The sequence below is a fragment of the Tabrizicola fusiformis genome (genome assembly GCF_013328815.1).
Lineage (GTDB): Bacteria > Pseudomonadota > Alphaproteobacteria > Rhodobacterales > Rhodobacteraceae > Fuscibacter.
This window is the reverse complement of sequence record NZ_JABUHN010000006.1, coordinates 123,987-149,527: the sequence shown is the minus strand read 5'-3', so window position 1 is coordinate 149,527 and position 25,541 is coordinate 123,987. Positions and strand designations below refer to the sequence as shown.

General features: G+C 66.9%; 24 protein-coding genes. 17 read left to right on the top strand and 7 right to left on the bottom strand.

What is annotated here, in order from left to right:
* Window positions 1-42: 42 nt before the first annotated feature.
* From HS053_RS11260 to HS053_RS11250, 3 genes are all read right to left on the bottom strand, one after another.
* Complete coding sequence (locus HS053_RS11260) at window positions 43-1,020, bottom strand: glucokinase (RefSeq protein WP_174211342.1); 978 nt, start codon at window positions 1,018-1,020, stop codon at window positions 43-45.
* 65 nt (window positions 1,021-1,085) lie between these two features.
* The gene (locus HS053_RS11255) at window positions 1,086-2,117 is read right to left on the bottom strand and encodes a LacI family DNA-binding transcriptional regulator (RefSeq protein WP_174211341.1); all 1,032 of its coding nucleotides are present in this window, start codon (window positions 2,115-2,117) and stop codon (window positions 1,086-1,088) included.
* Window positions 2,118-2,304: 187 nt separating this feature from the next.
* Complete coding sequence (locus HS053_RS11250; protein WP_174211340.1) at window positions 2,305-3,204, bottom strand: LysR family transcriptional regulator; 900 nt, start codon at window positions 3,202-3,204, stop codon at window positions 2,305-2,307.
* A gap of 84 nt (window positions 3,205-3,288) precedes the next feature.
* On the opposite strand from HS053_RS11250, the gene HS053_RS11245 reads away from it, so the two are divergent.
* Both HS053_RS11245 and HS053_RS11240 read left to right on the top strand, forming a co-directional pair.
* A complete protein-coding gene (locus tag HS053_RS11245; RefSeq protein ID WP_174211339.1) occupies window positions 3,289-4,077 on the top strand; it encodes a phytanoyl-CoA dioxygenase family protein in 789 nt (262 codons plus the stop codon).
* 132 nt (window positions 4,078-4,209) lie between these two features.
* Entirely contained in the window at window positions 4,210-5,217 is a 1,008-nt protein-coding gene (locus HS053_RS11240; protein WP_174211338.1) for an SLAC1 family transporter, read from the top strand.
* Between the two features lie 27 nt (window positions 5,218-5,244).
* Here the strand turns inward: HS053_RS11240 and HS053_RS11235 are convergent, their stop codons facing one another.
* Window positions 5,245-5,940, bottom strand: a complete 696-nt coding sequence (locus HS053_RS11235; RefSeq protein WP_241699826.1) for a type 1 glutamine amidotransferase — start codon at window positions 5,938-5,940, stop codon at window positions 5,245-5,247.
* A gap of 140 nt (window positions 5,941-6,080) precedes the next feature.
* Here HS053_RS11235 and guaB point away from each other — a divergent pair, with 140 nt between their 5' ends.
* Window positions 6,081-7,529, top strand: a complete 1,449-nt coding sequence (gene guaB, locus HS053_RS11230) for an IMP dehydrogenase (RefSeq protein WP_174211337.1) — start codon at window positions 6,081-6,083, stop codon at window positions 7,527-7,529.
* Between the two features lie 41 nt (window positions 7,530-7,570).
* Here the strand turns inward: guaB and HS053_RS11225 are convergent, their stop codons facing one another.
* Together HS053_RS11225 and HS053_RS11220 are read right to left on the bottom strand one after the other, a co-directional pair.
* Window positions 7,571-7,999: a tail fiber domain-containing protein gene (locus tag HS053_RS11225; RefSeq protein ID WP_174211336.1), complete on the bottom strand. Its 429-nt coding sequence runs from the start codon at window positions 7,997-7,999 to the stop codon at window positions 7,571-7,573.
* Window positions 8,000-8,065: 66 nt separating this feature from the next.
* Window positions 8,066-8,692, bottom strand: coding sequence for an exopolysaccharide biosynthesis protein (locus HS053_RS11220; RefSeq protein WP_174211335.1), 627 nt, complete (start codon window positions 8,690-8,692; stop codon window positions 8,066-8,068).
* 127 nt (window positions 8,693-8,819) lie between these two features.
* Between HS053_RS11220 and HS053_RS11215 the strand changes: the two genes are divergently transcribed.
* The 3 genes from HS053_RS11215 to HS053_RS11205 all read left to right on the top strand — a co-directional run bounded on the left by HS053_RS11215 (window position 8,820) and on the right by HS053_RS11205 (window position 13,123).
* Window positions 8,820-9,566, top strand: a complete 747-nt coding sequence (locus tag HS053_RS11215; protein ID WP_174211334.1) for an SDR family NAD(P)-dependent oxidoreductase — start codon at window positions 8,820-8,822, stop codon at window positions 9,564-9,566.
* A complete protein-coding gene (locus HS053_RS11210; RefSeq protein WP_174211333.1) occupies window positions 9,563-10,711 on the top strand; it encodes an RsmB/NOP family class I SAM-dependent RNA methyltransferase in 1,149 nt (382 codons plus the stop codon). Before HS053_RS11215 ends, HS053_RS11210 begins: the two co-directional genes overlap by 4 nt.
* A 183-nt stretch (window positions 10,712-10,894) precedes the next feature.
* Window positions 10,895-13,123: a hybrid sensor histidine kinase/response regulator gene (locus tag HS053_RS11205; RefSeq protein WP_174211486.1), complete on the top strand. Its 2,229-nt coding sequence runs from the start codon at window positions 10,895-10,897 to the stop codon at window positions 13,121-13,123.
* Window positions 13,124-13,140: 17 nt separating this feature from the next.
* Here HS053_RS11205 and HS053_RS11200 read toward each other — a convergent pair whose 3' ends face one another.
* Window positions 13,141-13,734 carry a hypothetical protein gene (locus tag HS053_RS11200; protein ID WP_174211332.1) on the bottom strand — a complete coding sequence of 198 codons (594 nt, stop codon included), beginning with the start codon at window positions 13,732-13,734 and terminating at the stop codon, window positions 13,141-13,143.
* 173 nt (window positions 13,735-13,907) lie between these two features.
* Between HS053_RS11200 and recA the strand changes: the two genes are divergently transcribed.
* The 11 genes from recA (at window position 13,908) to HS053_RS11145 (ending at window position 25,522) form a co-directional block, all read left to right on the top strand.
* A complete protein-coding gene (recA, locus tag HS053_RS11195; RefSeq protein WP_174211331.1) occupies window positions 13,908-14,981 on the top strand; it encodes a recombinase RecA in 1,074 nt (357 codons plus the stop codon).
* A gap of 145 nt (window positions 14,982-15,126) precedes the next feature.
* Window positions 15,127-17,784: an alanine--tRNA ligase gene (gene alaS / locus HS053_RS11190; RefSeq protein ID WP_174211330.1), complete on the top strand. Its 2,658-nt coding sequence runs from the start codon at window positions 15,127-15,129 to the stop codon at window positions 17,782-17,784.
* Between the two features lies 1 nt (window position 17,785).
* Window positions 17,786-18,076 (top strand): DUF1330 domain-containing protein, encoded by a 291-nt coding sequence (locus HS053_RS11185; protein ID WP_174211329.1) that lies wholly within the window; start codon window positions 17,786-17,788, stop codon window positions 18,074-18,076.
* A gap of 126 nt (window positions 18,077-18,202) precedes the next feature.
* A complete protein-coding gene (locus HS053_RS11180; protein WP_174211328.1) occupies window positions 18,203-18,997 on the top strand; it encodes a class II glutamine amidotransferase in 795 nt (264 codons plus the stop codon).
* A gap of 39 nt (window positions 18,998-19,036) precedes the next feature.
* On the top strand, window positions 19,037-19,444 hold the full coding sequence (locus HS053_RS11175; RefSeq protein ID WP_174211327.1) for a DUF6636 domain-containing protein: 408 nt from the start codon (window positions 19,037-19,039) through the stop codon (window positions 19,442-19,444).
* A gap of 61 nt (window positions 19,445-19,505) precedes the next feature.
* Window positions 19,506-20,909, top strand: a complete 1,404-nt coding sequence (locus HS053_RS11170) for an aminotransferase (protein WP_174211326.1) — start codon at window positions 19,506-19,508, stop codon at window positions 20,907-20,909.
* Window positions 20,910-21,090: 181 nt separating this feature from the next.
* Window positions 21,091-22,056: an agmatinase gene (gene speB, locus HS053_RS11165; RefSeq protein ID WP_174211325.1), complete on the top strand. Its 966-nt coding sequence runs from the start codon at window positions 21,091-21,093 to the stop codon at window positions 22,054-22,056.
* On the top strand, window positions 22,056-22,496 hold the full coding sequence (locus tag HS053_RS11160; protein WP_174211324.1) for a DUF1499 domain-containing protein: 441 nt from the start codon (window positions 22,056-22,058) through the stop codon (window positions 22,494-22,496). The genes speB and HS053_RS11160 overlap by 1 nt, the downstream gene beginning before the upstream one ends.
* Window positions 22,497-22,582: 86 nt before the next feature.
* Complete coding sequence (gene prfA / locus HS053_RS11155; RefSeq protein WP_174211323.1) at window positions 22,583-23,638, top strand: peptide chain release factor 1; 1,056 nt, start codon at window positions 22,583-22,585, stop codon at window positions 23,636-23,638.
* Window positions 23,635-24,492 (top strand): peptide chain release factor N(5)-glutamine methyltransferase, encoded by an 858-nt coding sequence (gene prmC, locus HS053_RS11150; RefSeq protein ID WP_174211322.1) that lies wholly within the window; start codon window positions 23,635-23,637, stop codon window positions 24,490-24,492. The genes prfA and prmC overlap by 4 nt, the downstream gene beginning before the upstream one ends.
* A 178-nt stretch (window positions 24,493-24,670) precedes the next feature.
* Window positions 24,671-25,522, top strand: coding sequence for a DUF4167 domain-containing protein (locus HS053_RS11145; RefSeq protein WP_174211321.1), 852 nt, complete (start codon window positions 24,671-24,673; stop codon window positions 25,520-25,522).
* Window positions 25,523-25,541: the final 19 nt, after the last annotated feature.

The following is a 25,541-nucleotide window of genomic DNA, read 5'->3' as shown; positions in this document are numbered from 1 at the left end:
AAGAAAATTGCAAATTCCTTGGAAGGAATTTGGGGCGCGGGTTTAACCGCGCCCGCCCGCCGCCAGATGGGCGGCGCAGCCGGTGAGGGCGGCGAAATCATCCTCGACCACGGTGACCGAGAAATTCTCCATGAATTCGGCAAATCGGCCCTTGTCGCGGAAATGCGCCGTCAGGTCCATCTCGTCCAGATAGGGGGTCATCGCCCGCGCCACGCCGCCGATCAGGAACAGCCCGCCGAAGGGCAGATGGGTCAGCGCCAGATTGCCCAGAACCTGTCCCAGGATATGCACCCAAAGCTGTGCCGTGTGCCGCGCCACGGGATCGCCCGCGGCGAGGGCCGCCATGATTTCGGCTGCCTTGCGCTCTTGCAGGGCGCCCGCCTCGTGGCTGACAAAGGCGTGGACCCGTTCCAGCCCGCGGCCCGCCAGAACATCCTCGACCCCGGTAAAGCCATGGGCGCTGGCGCCATGGCTTTCGCCAAAGCGCATCAGGCGGTAATCCTCATCGCTGCGCACCGGCATCGAGACATGGCCGCATTCCGAGGCGGCCACCAGCCGCCCCTCGGGCGTGTCATGCACCGGAGCGGCGTTCATGCCGGTGCCGACGCCGACCACCAGCATCGTCTCGCCCGGGCGATGGCCGCCTGCAATCACCGGGCGCAGGAATTGCGGCGCGATATGGCCCAGCGCATGGCCCTGCGCCTGCAGGTCGTTCAGGATCGCCACCCGCCCCGCGCCGGTGGCTTCGGTCAGGCCGGCGCCGGTGATGGTCCAGTCAAGATTGGTCATCACCGCAACGCCGTCGCGCACCGGCCCCGCCGCCGCCACGCAGGCGCCCGCGACCGAAGCCAGCCCGGCATCGGCCAGATAGGCGCGCAGCACCGGCTCAAGCCCCGGATATTCGGCGTTGGAATAGCGCCGGATGCTGTCGGCGCGCACCTGCGTTCCTTCGGCCAGTGCGACGCGGGTATTGGTGCCGCCGATATCGGCAACGAGGGCGAGGGTTTGGGCTTGGGTCATGTCTGGCTCCTGTCGGGCAACGGGGCGCTGCGGGGCCAACGCAGGGCGGTAAGGTCGGGCATCGGTCAGCCCCGCTGCGGGGCGGGGCCGGTGGATTGACCCAGGATCAGGTCAGCCTCCAGCAGGCGCTGCGGCAGGGGGTCGTCGGGATGGGCGATGATGTGCAACAGCATCTCGGCGGCATAGCGTCCGGCATCGCGCACCGAGGACCGGGTCGCGGTGAAGAGCGGCAGCCCCTCGCCATTGCGCAGATAGCTGAGTTCATCGTCAAAGATGATGACTGAAACATCCCGGCCCATCTTCAGCCCCCGCGCCTCGATCGCGCGGCGCACGCCCATGCCCGACAGCATCGAGGCGGCCAGAAAGGCGGTGGGCGGATTGTCCTGTCCCAGCATCCGCTCTGCGGCGATGAAGCCCGAAAGCTCGGTCATCTCGCCCGAAGTCATCAGGGCGGGGTCTCCGGTCAGGCCACGCGCGGCAAGCGCATCCAGATAGCCGGTGCGGCGGCGCATGGCGAAATCCATCTCGTCCACGCCATTGACCAGCGCGATGCGGCGGTGGCCAAGGTCCAGCAGGAATTCGGTCGCGCGCAGAAAGGCGCGGCGGTTGTTCACATCGACCCAGGCATATTCGCCCGTCTCGCCGGTCGAGCGGCCATGCACCACGAAGGGCAGGCCGATCTCGCGCAGCGCGGCAAGGCGCGGGTCGCCGATGCGCACGGCATGGATGATCACCCCATCCACCGCGCCGCGCGATTTCAGATCGCGGTAGGCGTCCAGTTCCGCCTCGTCCGGCACAACGGACAAGAGCATGTCATAGCCGTTCTGGCTGTAGACCTCGCCCGCGCCGGCGATGAAGTCGGCGAAAATCGGGTTCATGATTTCGTTGCGGGTGGCCATCGGCAGGACGTGGCCCACCGCCATCGCCCGCCCCTTGGCCAGCCGGATCGCCCGCGCATTCGGCCTGTAGTTATAGCGCCGCGCCGCCGCCATGACCTTGTCGCGCGTGGCCTCGTTGACCTCGGGATAGCCGTTCAGCGCCCGGCTGACAGTGGTGGGCGAAAGGCCGAGTTTCTGGGCCAGTTCCTTGAGGTTCATCGGCGCGTTGCAGTTCCGTTGGGGGAGTGTTCCAACTCTTATCCTGTGCCGCCGCCGTGGTCAAAGCCATTCAACCGGGTTCGGTCAAGGCTTGGGCGTTAACGTTTGAGATATGGGAAAAATGCGGCCCGGTCCGGGTCAAAGCGATTTGGCGAAGATCGAGGAAAGTTGCCTTGTCTCATCCGAATCAAGCCGGGCCGAAGGCGGCATCCAGAAGCCCGGCCAGCAGCCCCGGCAGCGGGGCTGTGGCGGCAGGCAGCGGGCTTGCCGCCAAATGGGCCAGCACCACCGCCTCGGTTCCGGCATCGGTCAGCGGGCGGGTGACGAAGGGCCTGCCGTCCTGTGACAGCCTTGGCGCGGGATTGGTATAGGACAGGCCCACCCCCAGCCCATGGGCGGCATAGCCCCGCATGATATCCAGCGTGGGCGTGCGGTGGGCGATGCGGGCGTCAAGGCCGGTGCGGGCGAAGAGGGCGCGCAGATGGGCAAGGCTGGGCCCCTGATCGGCCAGCACCAGTGGCTGATCGGCCAGATCGTTCAGCCGCAGGTTGTCGCGGGCGGCCAGCGGATGGTCGGGTGCCAGAACGGCATGGGGCGGCACCTGCCGCAGCACCTGCCGCGCAATGCCGGTGCCCAAGCCAAGATCCCAGGTCAGCGCCAGATCGCAGCTTGCCGCGCGCAGGCCATCGGACAAAGGCTCGAACCCCATGGCCTGCGGGTGCAGGGCAAGGCCCGGCAAGGCGGCGGGGGCGGCGGCCACCAGCGGCGGCAGCAGGATGGTCGCCAGATCCTCGAACAGCGCCAGCCGCAGCGGCAGCGCGGCCAGCGCCGAAGGATCGGCCAGCCGGGCAAGGCCCGCCGCCATCCGTCCGGCCTCGTCCAGCCAGACCCGGCCAAAGGCGGTGGGCAGCACCCGCCCGCCGGGGCGGCGCAGGAACAGCGGCTGACCCAGATGCGCCTCCAGCGTTTGCAGCGCGACCGACAGCGCGGGCTGGCTGACATGCAGCATTTCGGCGGCCCGTGTGATGCCGCCATGCCGGGCGACGGCAAGGGCATAATCCAGTTGGCGCAGGGTGAGGGATAGCATGTGACTATGGCTTATATTGAAAGATATGATTTGAAACTATGGCATCGCTGCCGCACCCTGCCAAGAGCGAAACAGGAGAGTGCAATGGCAGTCGTGGTCACAGATGAGATGGTTCAGACCTTTCAGCGCGACGGGGTGGTGCTGATCAAGGGGCTCTGGGCCGATTGGGTGGAGCAGCTTCGGGCGGGTATCGCCCGCAACATGGCCGAACCGGGGCCCTATGCGGCGGAAAACCTCAACCCCGGCGAGGGCGGGCGGTTCTTCGACGATTACTGCAACTGGGAGCGGATACCGGAATTTGCCGAGGTGATCCGCGGTTCGGAGGTGGCCGATGTCGCGGCGCGTCTGATGGGCTCGAACCGGGTGCAATTGTTCCATGACCATGTGCTGGTGAAAGAGCCGGGCACCTCCAAGCCGACGCCCTGGCATCAGGACGGGCCCTATTACTTTGTCGGCGGGCGGCAGACCGTCAGCTTCTGGTCGCCGCTGGACCCGGTGAAAGAGGCGTCGCTGCGTTGTGTCGCAGGCAGCCACCGCTGGCCGAAAGAGGTGCTGCCCAAGCGCTGGCTGTCGGACACATCGTTCTATCCCGACCCCGAGAAATACATGCCCGTCCCCGACCCGGATGCCGAAGGAATGCCGGTGATGGAATGGCAGATGGAGCCGGGCGATGCGGTGGCCTTCGACTATCTGACGCTGCACGGTGCGCGGGGGAATGAGGCGGCGACGCGGCGCCGGGCGTTTTCGCTGCGGCTTCTGGGCGATGATGCGCGCTATGTCGAGCGCCCGGGCCGCACCTCGCCACCCTATCCGGGGCATGGGATGCAGGCCGGGCAGGTGCTGCGCGAGGATTGGTTCCCCTTCCTGCGCTGACCGGAGCGGGGGCGCTTCGCCCCCCGCACCCCCCGAGGATATTTGGGGAGAGAGGATGGGGCAGCCGCTGCGGCACGGCGGCCTCTGGACATTGCGGGCGATCCGGCGTGCGATGGCCGCAAGGAGAGTGCCATGACCCAAGCCCCCGTGTTCCGAGACCGCCGCCCGAAATCCTTTCCGCCGCCCGAGTTTCCGCCGCGTCGGGCGGCGCTGTTCGCCCGCACGCCGCCGGCGGCATTTCCGGTGATCCTTGGCCTTTTGGGCCTTGGTCTGGCGCTGCGGCGGGCGCTGGCGGCGCTGCAACTGCCCGGCGGGCTGGTTGAGGCGGCGCTGGGGGCGCTTCTGGTGCTGTGGGCCTTTGGCTGGCTGGCGCTGGCGGTGAAGATCCTGCGCCGTCCGGGCGTGCTGGCCGAGGATATGCGGGTCTTGCCGGGCCGGGCCGGTCTGGCCGCGGCGAGCATGACCGGGATGCTGGCCGCGGCGGTGCTGCTGCCCTATGCGCCGGGGGTGGCGCTGGGGCTGGCGCTGCTGTCGCTGGTGCTGCATGCGGCGCTGGCGGTGCTGCTGGTGGCGGTGCTGCTGCGGCTGCCGCCCGAGGCGCGGGCGGTGAACCCGGGCTGGCATCTGGCCTTTGTCGGCTTTGTCGTGGCGGCGGTGCCGTTGGCGCAACTGGGGTGGAGCGGGCTGGCCGCGGGCATCCTGTGGGGCACGATGGCGGCGGCGGCGGCGATCTGGGCCGCTTCGGCGGTGCAGCTCGTGCGGCGGGTGCCGCCCGCGCCGCTGCGGCCCTTGCTGGCGATCCATCTGGCACCGGCGGCGCTGTTGTCGAGCGTGGCGGGGCTGCTGGGCCATGGGGCGCTGGCGCAGGGCTTTGCCCTGCTGGGCGCAGCGATCCTTTTGGCGCTGCTGGCTGCCGGGCGCTGGATTGCCGAGGCCGGATTCTCGCCGCTCTGGGGCGCCTTCACCTTTCCGCTGGCAGCCTATGGCTCGTCGCTGATCCTGCTTGGCGGCGGGTATGAGATTGCGGGGCTGGCGGTGGTGCTGGTTGCCTTGGGGGCGGTGCCTGCCATCGCCTGGCAGGTGCTGAAGCTTTGGCCCGGCGGCAGGCTGGCCGCGCGGACCAATGCCGCCGAAGCGTAGGATGGGCAATCCTGCCCATCCTTCCGGTCAGACCAGCGCCACCCAGGCGCGGGCAATGGCAAGGCCGTGGGCATCGGCTGCGGCGCCCCGGCTGGCCGCTTCGTCCGCGTGGCGGTCATGCCAGCCGGGCGACATCCGTTCCATCACCTGCGGAAATTCGCGGGCCCAATCGGCTGCCACGGCGCGCGACGCCTCGAAATGGAACTGCGTGCCATAGCCGGCCCGGCCATAGCGATAGCCTTGCACCGGCGCCACCGAATTGCCCGCCAGATGAACCGCGCCGGGCGGCAGGGTGAAGGTGTCGGAATGCCACTGAAAGATCGGGAAATCCCGGGGCAGGGCGCCCAGCACGGCGTCCTCCTGCCCCTGCGGGGTAAGGGTGACATCGCACCAGCCGAATTCCTGCGCCTGACCCAGCCGGTTTTCGGCGCCCAGCCCCCGGGCGAAAAGCTGCGAGCCAAGGCAGATGCCCAGCACCGCCTTGCCTTCCGCCGCCGCCGCCGCCATCCGGGCGGCGAGCAGGGGCAGATAGGGATGGCTGGCATCGTCGCAGGCCGATTGCTCGCCGCCGAACACCACCAGCCCGTCATAGGCGCCGGTCTCGGGCAGCACGCCGTCGCGCCAGGGCTTGTAAAGCCCGATCCGCGCCCCCGCCTCATGCAGGGCGACGCCGACCTGTCCGTGATGGGTGACGGCGGTATTCTCGACGATGGCGATGCGCATGCGGGCCTCCTGCAACTGGCGGCACATTGCAAAAGCCACCCGGCGCCCGCAAGGGGCGAAAGCCTCTTGCACTTCCCGCCGCCCCGTGAAAAGGGGAGCCGTCAAACGAACACTCCCCGCCCAACACCCAGGAGGCCCAGATGGAGATTCGCGAGGCACTTACCTTTGACGACGTGCTTCTTGTGCCGGCCGCATCTTCGGTGCTGCCGTCGGATGCCGACACTTCGACCTATGTGACCAAGGCGATCCGCATGAACATCCCGCTGCTTTCCAGCGCGATGGACACGGTGACCGAGGCGCGCATGGCCATCGCCATGGCGCAATCGGGCGGCATCGGCGTGATCCACCGCAATCTGGATACCGAAGCGCAGGCGCGCGAGGTGTCCCGGGTCAAGCGGTTCGAAAGCGGCGTGGTCTATGCGCCCATCACCCTGACCCCGGAACAGACGCTGGCCGATGCCAAGCTGCTGATGGAACGCTACAACATCACCGGCTTTCCGGTGGTGGACGGCGCGGGCCGCGTGGTGGGCATCGTAACCAACCGCGACATGCGCTTTGCCTCCGATGACAAGACGCCGGTTTCGGTGATGATGACCTCGGACAATCTGGCGCTGTTGAAAGAGCCGGTGGACCGGGATGCCGCGATTTCGCTGATGAAGGCGCGGCGGATTGAAAAGCTCTTGGTCACCGATGGCGCGGGCAAGCTGACCGGGCTGCTGACGCTGAAGGATACCGAGAAATCGGTCCTCAACCCCCATGCCTGCAAGGATGAGATGGGCCGGCTGCGTGTGGCCGCCGCCTCGACCGTGGGCGACGCCGGGTTTGAACGCAGCCAGGCGCTGATCGACGCCGGGGTGGATATGGTGGTGATCGACACCGCCCATGGCCATTCCGAGGGCGTCGCCCGCGCAGTGGAGCGGATCAAGAAGCTGTCGAACAAAGTGCAGGTGGTGGCCGGCAACGTCGCCACCGCCGAGGCGACCCGGGCGCTGATCGGTGCCGGGGCGGATGCGGTCAAGGTCGGCATCGGCCCTGGCAGCATCTGCACCACGCGGATTGTCGCGGGCGTGGGTGTGCCGCAACTGACCGCGATCATGGATTCCGCGCGGGCGGCGGGGGATATCCCGATCATCGCCGACGGCGGGATCAAATATTCCGGCGATTTCGCCAAGGCCATCGCGGCGGGGGCAAGTTGCGCCATGGTGGGCTCGGCCATCGCGGGCACCGATGAAAGCCCGGGCGAGCTGATCCTGTGGAACGGCCGGTCCTACAAATCCTATCGTGGCATGGGCAGCCTTGGCGCCATGGCACGCGGCAGCGCCGACCGCTATTTCCAGAAGGATGCCGCCAGCGACAAGCTGGTTCCCGAAGGCATCGAAGGTCAGGTGCCCTACAAGGGCACGGCGGCGCAGGTCATCCACCAGATGGTCGGCGGCCTGCGGGCGGCAATGGGCTATACCGGCAATCGGACCGTGGCCGAAATGCGCACCAACTGCCAGTTCGTCAAGATCACCGGGGCGGGGCTGAAGGAAAGCCACGTCCATGACGTGCAGATCACCCGCGAAAGCCCGAATTACCGGGTCGGCTAAGTCATGGCAGGCGGCGGGGAGACCCGCCGCCGCCCGGTCTCTCAGGCGACACGCCGCATTTGCAGGCCAAGGCGGCCGTAATCGACCCCCATCCAGCCGGACGCGCCGTGCCGGACCGCTTCGGGATAAAGGTTGGCCACATCCTGCGCCATCACCCCCTCGAACACCGCGGCATGGCCGCGGTAGCGATAGCGGTAAAGCGGCAACCCGTTCTTCGCCATGCCGATCCAGGCGATGTCGGTCTTGAGCCGGCGGTCGCTGGGCTGGGGGCCGCCATCGCCTGAACTGCTGGCCGCCGCCGCCAGCACCAGAAGCAACAGCAGAGGCACGATCAGCCCCCCCGAAGAAGACGAACCCGCGGCCGGAATGACTTCCGGTTCCGGCGAAGGCTCGACGGTGCCACCACCATAGGCCGCCGTAGCCCCAAGAAGGGCGGCGCTGGCCGTGCAGCTCAGAAGAAACTTGTGCATCACTTCCTCCATTCTGACCTCATCCTTGCGGCCAGCATAGCCGCGGCGGACGGGTTTCCCAGAGGATTAATTCAGCCCGAACGCCCCCAGAACCACGAAAAGCGCGCTTTTCAGCACCGCCCACAGCACGAAAACCACCACCGCAGATGCCAGCGTTCCGGTAACGGCGCCGATCACCACCCAAAGCCCGTCTTCCTCCATCAGCCCCAGTGCCGCAAAGATGATGGCCAGCGCCGGCAGCATGTTGCCGAACGGGATGGGCAGCATGATCATCACCGCCAGCACCACCGCGCAGATACCCACCCAGCGTTCGGCCCACGGGCCCGTCAGGCCGCGCAGCCGCGGTTTCAGGTAACGCTCACCCCGCTGCAACCAGGGCTGCGCCCGCTCCAGCACCGAGGCCAGCGCCTCGCGCCCGACCGAGCGGCGCGCGATGAAACCCGGCAGCCAGGGCGCACGCCCCAGCGCCAGTTGCAGCGTCAGATACAGAAGCGGCACCCCCAGCACCGCCGAGGTGCCGGGAATCCCCGGCAAGGTATTGGGCAGTGCAAACAGGATCAGCAGCGTGTAATGCGCCCGCTCGCCGATCCGGGCGAAAAGATCGCCGATCGTCACCCGCTCGGTTTCGGTTTCGGCCACGACGCGGGCCAATGCCTGCGACATCCGCTCGGGTGCCGGTTCGTCTTTGGTCATGGCCCTCTCCCTGTCGGGCGCAACATGGCGATGCCGGGCCGGGATTGCCAGAGGCGCCGCCCGGTTTCGCCGGGTGTTTCCCTTGGCCGCGCCGCGCGCTAGGTAGGGGCAGAACACGGGGGATCGCATGGCAGCGCGGGCATTGATCACGGGGGCAGGGGCGCCGGGCGGCATCGGCATGGCCTGTGCCCGGGCGCTGGGACAGGCGGGATTTGCCTTGGCCATCACCGCCACCTCGGGCCGCATCCATGCCCGCGCCGCCGAACTGATGGCTGAGGGGTTCAGCGTCACCGCGCATCAGGGCGACCTGACCGACCCGGTTGCGGTGGCCCGCCTGCACGAGGCGGTGGGGCCGGTCGATGTGCTGGTGAACAATGCCGGGATGGGCTCGGTCGGTGCGCCTGCTGCAACGGGGACGTTCCTTGACCTTTCCCCCGACGACTGGCGGCGGGCCTTGGATGCCTCGCTGACCACGGCGGTTCTGACGACGCGGGCCTTTCTGCCGGGCATGGTGGCGCGGGGCGCGGGCCGGGTGGTGATGATGGCCTCGGTCACCGGACCGATGGTGTCCTCTCCGGGCGAGTCAGCCTATTCCACCGCCAAGGCGGCGATGGTGGGCCTGACCCATGCGCTGGCGCTTGAGGTAGCGGCGCGCGGCGTGACGGTGAACGCGGTGGCACCGGGCTGGATCGCCACCGAAGCCCTGACCTCCGCGGAGTTGCACGCCGCCCGCGCCACGCCGCAGGGCCGCGCCGGACGGCCCGACGAGGTGGCGGCGGTTGTGGCCTTCCTCGCCTCGCCCGGGGCCTCTTATGTCAACGGCGCCGTGCTGGTGGTCGATGGCGGCAATATCCTTCAGGAGCGCAAGGCATGACCCCCGTCGCCCGCCACGCCGCCGCGATCGAGGTGCTGGACCGCATCCTGTCGGGCACCCCTGCCGAACAGGCGCTGACCAATTGGGGCCGCGCCAGCCGCTTTGCCGGTTCGGGTGACCGCGCCGCGCTGCGCGATCTGGTGTTTCAGGCGCTGCGCTGCCGGCGCTCTTATGCAGCACTTGGCGGGGGGGAGACGGGGCGCGGCCTGATCCTTGGCAGCTTGCGCGCCGAAGGGATTGATCCGGCTTCGGTTTTCACGGGTGAGGGGCACGCCCCCGCCGCAATCGGCGATGAGCCGGGCCATGCGCCCGAGGGGCTTGAGGCGCTGGATTGCCCCGACTGGCTGGCGCCGCAGTTGCAGGCCAGTCTTGGCGCCGATTTCGCCCCGGTGATGCAGGCGCTGCGCCACCGCGCGCCGGTCTTCCTGCGGGTGAACCTTGCCCGGCTGTCGCGGGAGGAGGCGCTGGCGCAACTTGCTGCCGAGGGGATTGGTGCAGAGTTCCACCATCTTGCAAGCTCCGCTTTGGAAGTGACTTCAAACGCACGGAAAATCCAGAATGCGACGACCTATCTCGACGGGCTGGTCGAATTACAGGACGCCGCCTCGCAGGCGGTGGTCGCGGCGCTGCCGCTGCGCGACGGAATGCGGGTGCTGGACCATTGCGCGGGCGGTGGGGGCAAGACGCTCGCCATGGCGGCGCGCGCCCGGCTCAAGCTTTACGCCCATGACGCCAGCCCGGGGCGGATGCGCGACCTGACGGCACGGGCCACCCGGGCCGGGGTGAAGGTTGCTCTGACGGATAACCCAGAAAAAACAAAATACTACGACTTGATCCTGACAGATGTTCCCTGCTCCGGCTCGGGTTCGTGGCGGCGCGATCCGCAGGGCAAATGGGCGCTGGATGCCGCCCGGCTGGCGCAGATTCAGCAGGTGCAGGCGCAGATCATGGACCGTGCCGCGCCGATGGTGGCGCCCGGCGGCGTGCTGGCCTATGCGACCTGCTCGCTGTTGCACAGTGAGAACGCCGCGCAGGTTGCGGCGTTTCTGGCCCGACACAGCGGTTGGCGCCAGACCGGAGAGTTGCGTCTGACGCCCTTGCAGGGGGCTGATGGATTCTACCTTGCGTTGTTGACGCGCGCCTGACCGGCCCCTACACAGCCAGAAGGAGTTTTCGCGTTTTATCCCCCGGGGTTAAGGGCGGCTTAACGATTTGACCGCCCAATGGCCAGCAGGCGATTCCCCCGGACGGAGGGTCAGGTGACCGGAAACGAGATCAGCGTGGCGACAATCTTCGCCCGGCGGGCGCGGCCCGTGGCAGGCGGCTGGATGATCGTGGCGGTGGCCGTGATGGTGCTGGCGGTGGCGCTTGCCACGTCGCAACCCTTGCTGCGCTGGCCGGCGCTGGTTTCGGGGGCCACGCTGCTTGGCCTTGTCGGGGCGCTGGTGGCACTGGCGCAATGGCGCCGCCACCGGGCAGGGCAGTTGGACCGGCGGCTGGCCAGCCTGATGGCGCAGGATGCCGCCCCCTGTTTCACCACTGATTCCCTTGGTGAAATCGGCTTCCGCAATGCGGCCGCGACCGCGCGGTTTCCGACGGGCGCGGCGACATTGGTTGCCACCTTGGCCGAGCATTTTGCAGCCCCCTCCTCGGTGCTGTTCCGGTTGCAGACGCGCGCCGCGGCGCAAGGTGCCGCGCGTGAGGATGTCGTCACCCGCCGCGGCCATACCCGCCTGTCGGTGCATCGGCTGGAACGCGGGCAGTTCCTCTGGCGGCTGGAAGAGTTTCAGGATCGCGGCAGCACCGGCCGCGGTTCCGACGGGCTGTCGCTGCCGATGCTGACGGCGAACAAACAGGGCGTGGTCCTTTTCACCAATGAGGCGATGCGCCGCCTTCTGGGGGGGCGGCCCAAGCGGCTGGACCGGGTCTTCACCGCGCCGCTGTTGCATTCCGGCGAAGAGGTGGAGGTGACCGGCGCCGATGGCCCGGTGCGCGCCATTCTGGCCGAGGTGGAGGGCATGGCTGAACGGCGTGAGATTTATCTCCTGCCGGTATCAAACCGGGCCGATGCCCGCGCCGCCAGCACCGATTTCGAACAGGTGCCGGTGCCCCTGCTCAGTTTCGCGCCCGATGGCGCGCTGCGGCAGGCCAACCGCGCCGCCCGCGATCTGCTGCATCTCGCGGCCGAGGCGCTGCCGCCGGTCCATGATCTGTTCGACGGGCTTGGCCGCCCGGTGGGCGATTGGCTGGCCGATGTGGCCGCCGAACGGCTGCCCGGCGGCGCGCAGGTGCTGAATGCCCGCAGCCTTGGGCCCGAGGTTTTCGTGCAGGTCACTTTGAAGCGCACGGCCGAGGGCGGGCGACCGGGGGTTCTGGCGGTGTTGCAGGATGCCACCGCGCTGAAAACGCTTGAGGCGCAGATGGCGCAAAGCCAGAAGATGCAGGCGATTGGCCAGCTTGCCGGCGGCGTGGCCCATGATTTCAACAATCTGCTGACGGCGATCTCGGGTCATTGCGACCTTCTGCTGCTGCGCCATGACAGTTCGGACCCGGATTATGCCGACCTGATCCAGATCCATCAGAATGCCAACCGCGCCGCGGCACTGGTCGGGCAGTTGCTGGCCTTTTCGCGCAAGCAGACGCTGAAGCCCGAGCGGCTGGATTTGCAGGATCTCCTCTCGGACCTCACCCATCTGCTCAACCGGCTGGTGGGCGAGAAGGTCAAGCTGCGGCTGGCCCATGCGCCCGACCTTGGCCCGATCCGTGCCGACCGGCGCAAGCTGGAACAGGTGATCCTGAACCTTGTCGTCAACGCGCGTGACGCCATGGCCGAAGGCGGCACCATCCGTATCGAGACAGAGGCGGTCGAACTGCACGCGGAAATGCGCCGCGACCGTGCCGTGGTGCCGCCGGGCGATTATGCCGTGGTGCGGGTCTCCGACACCGGCTGCGGCATTCCTGAGGACCGGCTGCAAAAGATCTTCGAGCCGTTCTTCACCACGAAAAAGGTGGGCGAGGGCACCGGGCTGGGCCTGTCGATGGCCTATGGCATCGTCAAACAGTCGGGCGGCTTTATCTTCGTCGATTCGACCGAAGGCGAGGGCACGGTCTTCAGCCTCTGGTTCCCGATCCATGCCGCGCCCGAGGCCGCCCTTCCGGCCGAGGCGCCGCGCCCCATGGTGATGCGCCCGGGCGAAGGCGTGGTCCTGCTGGTCGAAGACGAGGCGCCGGTGCGCGCCTTTGCCAGCCGGGCCCTGCGGATGCGCGGCTATACCGTGCTTGAGGCCGAGAATGCCGAAGAGGCGCTGAAGACGCTGGAAGATCCGGCGCTGGCTGTCGATGTCTTCGTCACCGATGTGGTGATGCCGGGGATGGACGGGCCAAGCTGGGTCAAGCGCGCGCTGGAGGACCGGCCCAACGTGCGGGTGATCTTCGTTTCGGGTTACGCCGAGGATTCGCTGGCCGAAATGCAGTCGCGCATTCCGAACTCGGTCTTCCTGCCGAAACCCTTCTCGCTGTCAGACCTGACGGCAACGGTGCAGGGGCAGCTTCATTGACGGGCATTCATTGAGGGTCAAGCAGGCAGCAGGCTTTCATAAAGCGCATAGTCATCGGCAAGGGTCTGCCGCAGCAGGGCCGCGGTTTCCGCCGAAAGCTCGGTCTGCCCTGCGGGAGAGACGTTGAGGCGCGGCAGGGTGATGACGCAATCCAGCCGGTCTTCGAGGAATTCGACGAAATCCTCCATCCGCTCATAGCGGAACAGGTGCTGCACCCGGCCGCCGTCGCGGGTGCGCAGGCAGTTCGACTGGTTGCCGACATTGGCAAATTCCAGCCGCTCGGTCTGGCAATAGGCGCGGACGAACTCTTCAAAGCTCATGTTCCGGGTCGAGCGGGCGGGCGGCACGCCGTCGCGCTGCCGGTAGCGATACCAGCTTCCCAGCCAGTCGGTTGGCTCGCGCATCAGGGCGCAAAGCTCAAAGCTGCCACCGTTGGCGACGGCAAGATAGGGGGCAAGGAAGCGGTTGAAGCGGTTGGCCGTGGTGTGTTTCAGCTCGGGCGGGTTGGTGACGGCCAGCGAGGCCAGACTGCCCAGCGCCACTTCGATCGCGGTCGAGCCCGCCTTGGGCGTGGCCAGAAACACCAGCCGCGGCTTCCAGAATACCAGCATCGTCCGTCACACTCCCTCGGCTTCGTCGCGCGATAACTATTCCTTAATCCTTGGCGATTAAAGCTTGGTTTACGAAAATTCGATTGATCTGTTCCCGTTTTGTCTGCATAAACGCAAACAAACGGGGAACAAACCCGCAATTGCCGCCCCCCGGCGGCCATGACATAAGGGCGATGACAATGGCGGCGGTGGCGAACCTCCTCGATCTGAACGGGAAGCGGGACATGGACAAGGCGAAGGCGCTGGAAAGCGCGCTGGCTCAGATCGAGCGGCAGTTCGGCAAGGGCTCGATCATGAAACTGGGCGCCAACAGCCCGGCGATGGAGATTGAGGCGACCTCGACCGGCAGCCTTGGCCTTGACATCGCGCTGGGGATCGGCGGCCTGCCGCAGGGCCGCATCATCGAGATTTACGGGCCGGAAAGCTCGGGCAAGACGACACTGACGCTGCATGTGGTGGCCGAAGCGCAGAAAAAGGGCGGTGTCTGCGCCTTTGTCGATGCCGAACACGCGCTGGACCCGCAATATGCCAAGAAGCTGGGTGTCAATCTGGACGAACTCCTGATCTCGCAGCCCGATACCGGCGAGCAGGCGCTGGAGATTGTCGATACGCTGGTGCGCTCGGGCGCGGTCAGCCTGATCGTGGTCGACTCGGTCGCGGCGCTGGTGCCGAAATCGGAAATCGAAGGCGATATGGGTGACATGCAGATGGGCAGCCAGGCCCGCCTGATGAGCCAGGCCATGCGCAAGCTGACCGCCAGCATCGGACGCTCCAACTGCATGGTGATCTTCATCAACCAGATCCGCATGAAGATCGGCGTGATGTTCGGCAGCCCGGAAACCACCACCGGGGGCAATGCGCTCAAATTCTACGCTTCGGTGCGTCTCGACATCCGCCGCACGGGTGCGATCAAGGACCGTGACGAGGTGATCGGCAACTCGACCCGGGTGAAGGTGGTCAAGAACAAGGTCTCGCCGCCGTTCAAAGAGGTGGAATTCGACATCATGTATGGCGAAGGCATCTCGAAAGTGGGCGAGCTGGTGGATATCGGCGTCAAGGCCGGCGTGGTCGAGAAATCCGGGAGCTGGTATTCCTACAAGGATGAGCGGATCGGTCAGGGCCGCGAGAATGCCAAGACCTTCCTCAAGCAGAACCCCTCGGTCGCCATGGATATCGAGGACAAGATCCGTGCCGCCAACGGGCTCGATTTCTCGGTGGCGCCGGGGGATGACGTTCTCGACGACTGATCGGGAATTTGATCAGAAAACACAGGGCCGGGCATTGTCCCGGCCCTGTGTTTTACGCAGCGAGTTGACGGGTGAATTGGCCGTGGACAGGGCGGGCGCCGGGGGCTAAACGGGCTTTCGACAAGCGTTTCCCGAAGGGTTTCCCATGGCGTCCTTGAACGACATCCGCTCCACCTACCTCGATTTCTTTGAGCGCAACGGCCACCGCCGGGTGGACAGCAGCCCCCTGGTGCCGCGCAACGACCCGACGCTGATGTTCGCCAATTCGGGCATGGTGCAGTTCAAGAACCTGTTCACCGGGGTCGAGACGCGGGATTACAAACGCGCCACAACGGCACAGAAATGCGTCCGCGCGGGCGGCAAGCACAATGACCTTGACAATGTGGGCTATACCGCGCGCCACCATACCTTCTTTGAAATGCTGGGCAATTTCAGCTTTGGCGACTATTTCAAGGATCAGGCCATCGCCTTTGCCTGGGAATTGCTGACCAAGGATTTCGGCCTGAACAAGGACCGGCTTCTGGTCACCGTCTATCACACCGATGATGAGGCGGCGGGCATCTGGAAGAAGGTGGCGGGACTGCCCGACAGCCGGATCATCCGCATTCCCACCGATGACAACTTCTGGCGGATGGGGCCGACCGGCCCCTGCGGCCCCTGCACCGAGATTTTCTATGACCACGGGCCGAGCATCTGGGGCGGCCCGCCCGGTTCGGCGGAAGAGGACGGCGACCGTTTCATCGAGATCTGGAACAACGTTTTCATGCAGAACGAGCAGTTCGCGGATGGCACGATGCGCCCGCTGGACATGCAGTCGATCGACACCGGCATGGGGCTTGAGCGGATCGGCGCCCTGTTGCAGGGCAAGCATGACAATTACGACACCGACCTGATGCGCAGCCTGATCGAGGCTTCGGCGCACGCCACCAACACCGACCCGGACGGGCCGGGCAAGACCAGCCACCGGGTGATCGCTGACCATCTGCGTTCGACCTCGTTCCTGATCGCCGACGGGGTGACGCCTTCGAACGAGGGGCGCGGCTATGTGCTGCGCCGGATCATGCGCCGCGCGATGCGCCACGCCCATATGCTGGGCGCGCAAGAGCCGGTGATGCACAAGCTGGTCGCGGCGCTGGTGCGGCAGATGGGGGCGGCCTATCCCGAACTGGTGCGGGCGCAAAGCCTGATCGAAGAAACCCAGCGGCTGGAAGAGACCCGGTTCAAGACCACGCTGGACCGGGGCCTGCGCCTCCTCAATGACGAGTTGGACCGGCTGCCCGAGGGCGGTGCGCTGCCGGGTTCGGTGGCCTTCAAGCTTTATGACACCTATGGGTTCCCGCTGGACCTGACGCAGGATGTGCTGCGCGAAAAGGACCGCGCGGTGGACTTGCAGGGTTTCGATGCCGCGATGGAAGAGCAGAAGGCCAAGGCGCGGGCAAGCTGGTCGGGCGCGGGCGGTGCTGCCGATGCCAAGGTCTGGTATGAAATCGCCGAAGCCCATGGCGTGACCGAATTCCTCGGGTATGACCTTGAGGCGGCCGAGGGCCAGATTCAGGCGCTGGTGCGCGACGGGGCGCAGGTCGGTTCGGCCGAAACCGGGACTTCGGTGCAGATCGTGGTGAACCAGACGCCGTTCTATGCCGAAAGCGGCGGGCAGGTGGGCGATCACGGCTTTATCCGCACCGCGACCGGCACCGCCGAGGTGACCGACACCCGCAAGACGGCGGGCGTCTTCCAGCACATCGCCACGGTGACCGAGGGCAGCATCCTGCGCGGCCAGCCGGCCAAGCTGGAGGTCAGCCATGGCCGCCGCAGCGCGATCCGCGCCAACCATTCGGCCACCCACCTGCTGCATGAGGCGTTGCGCCGTGCGCTGGGGGATCATGTGGCGCAGAAGGGCAGTCTGAACGCGCCCGACCGTCTGCGGTTCGACTTCAGCCATTCCAAGGGCCTGACCCCGGACGAGCTGAAATCGGTGCAGGCCGAGGTGAATGCCTTCGTGCGGCAGAACAGCCGGGTGGACACCCGCATCATGACGCCCGACGATGCCCGGGCGCTGGGGGCGCAGGCGCTGTTTGGCGAGAAATATGGCGAAGAGGTGCGCGTGGTTTCGATGGGCGTGCTGGAAGGCAGCGCCAAGGGGACCGATGGCAACACCTACAGCCTTGAGCTGTGCGGCGGCACCCATGTGGCGAGGACCGGCGATATTGGCGCCTTCTTCATCCTGGGTGACTCGGCCTCGTCGGCGGGCGTGCGGCGGATCGAGGCGCTGACGGGTGCGGCGGCGATTGACCATCTGGAGCGGGCGTCGGACGATCTGCACGGGCTCTTGGCCCGACTGAAATCGCCCAATGCGGCCGAGGCGCTGCAAAAGCTGGACAACATGCAGGCCGAGACCCGCGCGCTGCAAAACGAAGTGGCGCAACTGCGCCGCGAAGTGGCGATGGGCGGCAAGGGCGGTGGCCCGGAAGCCCGCGACATCAACGGCGTGAAATTCGTGGCGCAGGTGCTGTCGGGCGTCTCGGGCAAGGATCTTCCGGGGCTGATCGACGCGCTCAAGGCGCAGATCGGCTCGGGCGCGGTGCTGCTGATCGCCGATACCGGGGCGAAACCGGCGGTGGCCGTGGGGGTGACCGAAGACCTCACCGGGCGGATTTCGGCGGTGACGCTGGCCAAGGCGGCGGTTGAGGCGCTTGGCGGCAAGGGCGGCGGCGGGCGGCCTGACATGGCGCAGGGCGGCGGCGCGGATATCGCGCTGGCCGAGGCGGCCATCAAGGCGGCCGAAGTCGCATTGGGGGCGTAACATGGCAACCGCGCTCTGGATCGCCCATGTCCATGTGACCGATGCTGAAGCCTATGGCCGTTACGCCAAGGAAGCCGGCCCGGCGATTGCCGCCCATGGCGGGGTCTTCCTGGCCCGGGGCGGGCGCTATGTGCAGCTTGAGGGCAATGACCGCGCCCGCAATGTGGTGGCGCGCTTTCCCAATCTGGAAAAGGCGGTCGAGTGTTACAACTCGGCGGCCTATCAGGCGGCGCTGGCCCATGCCAAAGGTGCCTCGGTGCGCGACCTGATGGTGGTGGAAGAGGTCGAATAACGGGCAGGGCGCGGAAATCGCGCCCTTTTTCCTGAAATTCCCCGTGAGATGTGACGTTTTCATGATATCTTCAGGAAAACGACCGAGGCTTGAGCAGATGTCATCGGAACATGAGGGGGCACGCTGATGTGCCGCTGGGCCGCCTACAGCGGGGCGCCGATCTTTCTTGAAGAGATCGTCAGCCGCCCCGGTCACTCGCTGATCCACCAAAGCCATTGCGCCACGCAATGCCATACCGCGATCAATGCCGATGGTTTCGGCGTGGCTTGGTATGGCGAGCGGCCCGAGCCGGGGCTTTACCGTGATGTGATGCCCGCCTGGTCGGACCCCAATCTGAAAAGCCTTGTCGCGCAGGTTAAATCGGGGCTGTTTCTGGCCCATGTCCGGGCCAGCACCGGCACCGCGACCAGCCGCAACAACTGCCATCCCTTCGTGCATGGCCGCTGGAGCTTCATGCACAACGGGCAGGTCGGCGGCTATGACAGCTTTCGCCGCGATGCCGACATGATGATTCCCGACAGCCTCTATCCACACCGCAAAGGCGCCACCGACAGCGAGGCGCTGTTTCTGGCCGCAATTGCCGAGGGGCTGGACGCCGATCCCTGCGGCGCGCTGGAGCGGGCGGCGGCCAAGTTCATCCGGCTGGCGCAGGCCAAGGGCGCGCTGCCGCATCTGCGGCTGACGGCGGCCCTGTCGGACGGGCAGCGGCTTTATGCCGTGCGCTATGCCACGGATGACAAGGCGCCGACGCTCTATCACCGCTGGTCCGACAGCCGGCAGGGCATGGCCGTGGTTTCGGAACCTTTGGAGGATGAAGAGGGCGATTGGGCCGAGGTGCCGCCTGCCAGCTTCTGCACCTTCGACGGGGCAAAGGTCACCGTGGCGCCGTTCCTGCCCTGCAGGCTTGCCGCAGCCGCCTGATCTGGCAGGATGGCGGGGTGTTCAACCCCGGAGATTGCCATGAAAATCCTGTTTGCCGCCCTTGGTCTTGCCTGTGCCAGCCCGGCGCTGGCCGAGGATCTGATCTGGTTCCGCGCCCCCTCGAACAACATCCACTGTGTGATCGACACCGGCTGGTCGCTGGCACGGTGCGACATCCTTGAGGTGACAAAGCAGAGCTTTCGCACGCCCCCTGCGGATTGCGACCTGGACTGGGGCCATGCCTTTGAAATCACTGCCACCGGCCGCAAAGGCAACCCCGCCTGCGTGGGCGATACCGTGGCCAACCCCGATGCCATGGTGCTGAACTATGGGCAGGAGGTGACGCTTGGCGGCCTGACCTGCCGGTCGGAAAAGACCGGGATGACCTGCCTGAACCCGGCCGGTCATGGCTTTACCATCGCCAAGGGCGGCCAGAAGATCTTTTGATCAAAGCACTGGCATTTGGGCGCGGCTGTGCTAGATTGGCTTCATTGAATGGAGATTCAAAATGACAGCCGCTGCCCAGCCGATCCTGCCGAACGAAGCCCTGTGGGAGATGGACCGCGCCCACGCCCTGCATCCCTGGACCAATTTCGGCCCGTTCGAAAAGGACGGCGCACTGGTGATCACCCGCGGCGAGGGGGCCTGGCTTTGGGATGCCTCGGGGCGGCGTTATCTGGATGCGGTGGGGGGCATGTGGTGTACCAACATCGGGCTGGGCCGCAAGGAAATGGCCGATGCCATCGCCGATCAGGCGCAGCGTCTGGCCTTTGCCAATTACTTTGTCGATATGACCAATGACCCCGCCGCGCGGCTGGCCGCCAAGCTGGCCGAGCTGGCGCCCGGCGACCTGAACCGGGTGCATTTCACCACCGGCGGCTCGACCGCGGTGGATACGGCGGTGCGGATGGTCAGCTTTTACCACCACGCACGGGGCAATCCGGGCAAAAGCGGGATCGTGGCGCGGGAAAACTCCTATCACGGCTCGACCTATCTCACCCAGTCGGTGGGCAAGCGCAACGGCGACCGGATCGACGAGTTCCGCTACAAGGATGAGGGCATCTGGCATCTGACCTGCCCGAACCCCTACCGCCGCCCCGACTGGATGACCGAGGCGCAGTTCACTGACCATCTGGTGGCCGAGTTCGAGGCGCTGATCGCCCGTGTCGGTGCCGACCGCATCGGCGGCTTCATCGCCGAGCCCATTCAGGCGTCGGGCGGCATCATCATTCCGCCCGAAGGTTATCTCTACCGGATGTGGCAGGTCTGCCAGCGTCACGACATCCTGTTCATCGCCGACGAGGTGGTGACGGCCTTTGGCCGTGTCGGCCACTGGTTCGCCAGCCTGTCGGAATTCGGCGTGCAGCCCGATATGATCACCACGGCCAAGGGCCTGACCTCGGGCTATGTGCCGCTGGGGGCGCTGATTTTCTCGGATCGCATCTGGGCGGCGATGGCCGAGGGCGGGCAGCGCTGGTTCACCTCTGGTCTGACCTATTCCGGGCATCCGGTGTCTTGCGCCGCCGCGCTGAAGAACATCGAGATTATCGAGCGCGAGGGGCTGCTGGACCATGCCAGCAAGATCGGAAGCTATTTCGAAGCGCGGATGAAACCGCTTGAGGCGCTGCCGCTGGTGGGCAATGTGCGGGGCCGCAAGCTGATGCTCTGCGTGGAAAGCGTGGCCGACAAGGCGACCAAGGCGCTGTTGCCGGATGCCGCGAACGAATCCAAGCGCATCTCGGATGTGGCCGAGGCGATGGGCCTCATCGTCCGCCCGATCGGCCATCTGAACGTGATGTCGCCGCCCTTGATCCTGACCGAAGGGCAGGTGGATTTCATCGCCGAGACGCTGGAAAAGGCGATCACCCGCGTCACCGACGATCTGGTGCGCGAAGGCTTCCGCATCGCGTAGGATGGGCAATCTGCCCATCCCGATATGCCGCCGGATGGATGGGCAGATTGCCCATCCTACGGGTTTCCCGTGCGTTTGATCAAATCTCTTGACAGGCCCGGCCGGCTTTGCTTCCTTGCTCGCACCCGGATCCGCGACGTCTCCGGTCCTGAGGACGGCGCGGACAATTCCCGAGAACATCATGGCCCTGGAAGATGCCAAATCGCAGGTTGATACCGCCTTCACCCGCAAGGGGCTGCGCGGCTATGCCTTTGAAAATGCCTTCGGCGGCGCAACCTCTTTCCTGCGCCGCACCTACAGCAAAGACCTGACCGGGGTGGACCTTGCCATCACCGGCGTGCCCTTCGATCAGGCGGTGACGCACCGGACCGGCACCCGCTTTGGCCCCCGCGCGATACGAGAGGCTTCGGCGCTGCAACCCTACGATCCGCCCTATGGTTGGCCGACCAACCCGCTGGAAGAGCTGTCGGTGATCGACTATGGCGATCTGGCCTTCGACTATGCCAAGGTCTCGGACTTTCCCGAGGCGCTGACGGCCCATATCCGCACCATTCTGGCGGCGGGGGCGGGCACGTTGACATTGGGCGGCGATCACTACATCACCTTCCCGATCCTGCGCGCCTATGCCGAGAAATTCGGCCCCCTTGGCGTGATCCATTTCGATGCCCATTCCGACCTCTGGCCCGATGACGACCTGAGCCGCATCGACCACGGCACGATGATGTATAAGGCGGTGAAGCAGGGTTATGTTGACCCCGAACGCTCGGTCCAGATCGGCATCCGCACCACGACCGAGGATTATCTGGGCGTCCATGTCATCGACGCGCGTGAGGTGCATGAAAAGGGCGCCGCGGCAGCGGTGGCCAAGGCGCGCGACATCGTGGGCGACCGGCCGACCTATGTGACCTTCGACATCGACGCGCTGGACCCGGCCTTTGCCCCCGGCACCGGCACGCCGGTCTGGGGCGGGCTAGCAAGCTGGCAGGCGGCGGCGATGCTACGCGATCTGGCCGGCATCAACATGGTCGGCGGCGATATTGTCGAAGTTTCGCCGCCCTATGACACCACCGGCGCCACCGCCATCGCGGGCGCCCATGTCGCCTATGAGCTGATCTGCCTTTACCATTGGGCGCGGACGCAGCGGTGATGCGCCTGCTTCTTGCGGCGCTGGCGCTGCTGATTGCGGGCGGGGCGGGTTATATCCGCCTTGCCCCATCGGACCCGGCGCGCTGGCATGTGGCGCCCCGCCTTGCCGCCCTTGAAAAGGGCGGCCCGCTTGGTCAGGTGCTGACGGTCGAGGGCGGCGCGGCGGTGCAACTGGCCAGCGCCGATCCGGCCTCGCTGCTGGCCCGGCTTGACGGCATCGCCCTTGCCACCCCCCGCACGCGGCGCCTTGCGGGCAGCGTGGCAGAGGGCCGCATCACCTGGATCAGCCGCAGCCTTTTCTGGGGATTTCCCGATTACACCACGGCGCAGGTCACGCCCGAAGGGCTGGTGATCCATGCCCGCCAGCGTTTCGGCTCAAATGATTGGGGGGTGAATGCCGCAAGGCTGGAGATCTGGCTCACGCGGCTTTCCCGATCCTAGCCCCTATCCTCTCTCTCCAAATATCCCCCGGGGGCTGCCGCCCGCGCCCCCTTGACCGCAAGGGGCCCATCCGCCAAACCCGGCCCATGGTTCCCTTCGACAAACTCGCCCAGATCACCCAGCGTTTCGAGTTTCTCGAGGCGCAGTTGCACGCCGGTGCGGCCCCCGCCGAAATCGCCAGGATCAGCCGCGAATATTCCGATCTGAAGCCGGTGGCCGATCAGATCGCCGCCTATACCCGCGCGCTTGACGATCTGGCCGAGGCCGAGGCGATGCTGGCCGATCCCGAGATGAAGGCGCTGGCCGAGGATGAGATCCCCGCGCTGAAGGCCCGCATCCCCGAGATGGAACAGGCGCTGCGCCTTGCGCTTCTGCCCAAGGATGCCGCCGACGCCCGCCCGGCCATTCTGGAAATCCGCCCCGGCACCGGCGGCGAAGAGGCGAGCCTTTTCGCGGGCGATCTGGCGCGGATGTATCAACGCTATGCCGAACGGATGGGCTGGCGGTTCGAGGTCTTGGAAAGCAGCGCCTCCGACCTTGGCGGGATCAAGGAATTCACCGCCCATATCACGGGCGAGGGGGTTTATGCCCGGCTGAAATACGAATCCGGCGTCCACCGCGTGCAGCGCGTGCCGGAAACCGAGGCGCAGGGCCGCATCCACACCTCTGCCGCCACCGTCGCCGTGCTGCCCGAGGCGGAAGAGGTCGATATCGACATTCCCGCCTCTGACATCCGCATCGACACCATGCGCAGTTCCGGCGCCGGGGGCCAGCATGTGAACACCACCGACTCGGCGGTGCGCATCACCCATTTGCCCACCGGCATCATCGTTACGTCGTCGGAGAAATCGCAGCACCGCAACCGCGAGATTGCCATGCAGGTGCTGCGCGCCCGCCTGTTCGAGGCCGAGCGCGAGCGGCTGGCCAATGCCCGCGCCGCCGACCGCAAGGCACAGATCGGCTCGGGCGACCGCAGCGAACGCATCCGCACCTATAATTTCCCGCAGGGCCGGATGACCGACCACCGCATCAACCTGACGCTTTACGCCCTGCCGCAGATCATGGCCGGCGATCTGGGCGAGATCATTGATGCCCTGACCGCCCATGATCAGGCCGCCCGCCTTGCCGAGATGGAGGGATGACGGCGGCCGAGGCCCTGCGCGCGGCCACCGCCCGCCTGCGCGCCGGCGGGATCGAGGATGCCGCCCGCGATGCCCGCGCGCTGCTCGCCCATGCCATGGGCCTTGCGCCCGAACGGCTGGGCCTGCACCTGCCTGACGTTCTGGAGGATGGGGCGCAACACAGCTACGAGGCGGCCATCACCGCCCGCCTGCGGCGTCAGCCGGTGGCACAGATCACCGGGCGGCGGCTGTTCTGGGGCCGGGCCTTCCGCGTCACCCCCGACACGCTTGACCCCCGCCCGGAGACCGAGGTGCTGGTGGCCGAGGCGCTGTCGCGCCCCTTCCTCAAGATGGCCGATCTTGGCACCGGCACCGGCTGTATCCTGATTTCATGCCTGCTCGACATGCCGATGGCGTCGGGGCTGGGGGCCGATCTTTCGCCGGCCGCGCTGAAGGTGGCCGCGGAAAATGCCGCCGCGCATGGCCTTGGCCCCCGCGCCCGGTTCGTGCAATCCGACTGGTTTTCGGCGATCCCCGGGCGCTATGACCTTATCGTCTCGAACCCCCCCTATATCGCCGCCGATGAAATGGCGGCCCTTGCCCCCGAGGTCCGCGACCACGAGCCGCACCTCGCGCTGACCCCGGGCGGCGACGGGCTGGACGCCTACCGGGCCATCGCGCGCGGGGCAGGGGCGCGGCTGCTGGCGGGGGGGCGGCTGTTGCTGGAGATCGGGCCGACGCAGGGGGCGGCGGTCTGCGCGCTCCTTGCGGCGCAGGGCTTTGCCGATCTGCGCATCCTGGCCGACCTTGACGGGCGCGACCGCGTTGTCGCCGCCATGCAGCCCGGGGATGCCGGGCGTTGCGGCGCCACCTGAGCGGCGGCCTTTCCCCGCGCGTTGCCAAGAATCTCCTTGTCTCTGCCGCGCCCATGTGGTTAGTCGGTCAGGCACGAGGGGCGGTTGACCGCCCTCCTGCTAATGCCAGTCACTCCCGCCTTGTATTTTTCCGCCCCGGATGGGCGGCGGCGCGGGGTCAAAGCCATCAAAGGACAAGATGCGCTCCTCCAAGTCCCGCTCGCGTTCCAAGCAGAACCGCCCGCGCACGCTCGGCAACATCATCAACCGCGTCTTCGACAGCTCCGGCCCCGAAGGCAAGGTGCGTGGCACGCCGCAGCAGATCATCGAAAAATACCAGATGCTCGCCCGCGATGCGCAGCTCTCGAATGACCGCGTGGCGGCCGAGAATTTCCTGCAACACGCCGAGCATTACACCCGCCTTCTGGCCGAAGCCCAGCGTGAGATGGCCGCCGAGCAGGAGGCTCGGCAGCAATATCACCAGCAGAACGGCCAGAACCAGAACGGCTATCAGAACGGCAACCGCGACCGCCCGCAGGGCGAGCGCGACACCCGCCCGGAACGCTCCGAACGTGGCGATTATCGCGGCGACCGGGCAGAGCAGCCGGAAGCCGCGTTCGGCGCCGCCCCCGATGCCTTTGAGGTGGTCGGCGGCGAGGAAGAGGCCGGTCTGGTCGATCTGCCCGAAGCCCCCCGCGCGCCGCAGCACAACAACCGCCGCCCCGATAATGCCCGTTCCGAAGGGCGCCCGCCGCGCGATGCGCAGCCGCCCCGCCGCGATGAGGGCTATCGTCGGGAAGACCGCCCCGCACAAGAGCCGTCCCGCCGCCGCGAAACCCCGCGCAACGAGGTCCAGACCATTGAGATCGCGGTAAAGCCCGAAGCTGCCCCGGTGGTTGCCGCTGCGGCGGCTCCGGTCGCCGAAGCGCCCGCGCCCGAGGTGGCCCCCGCCGAAGTCAAGGCGCCGCGCACCCGCACCCGCCGCCCGGCCACCCCCAAGGCGGCAGCCGAAAGCGGCGCAACCCCGGACAAGCCCGAAGCGGCAGAATGAATTCAGGCCCGACTTCCGG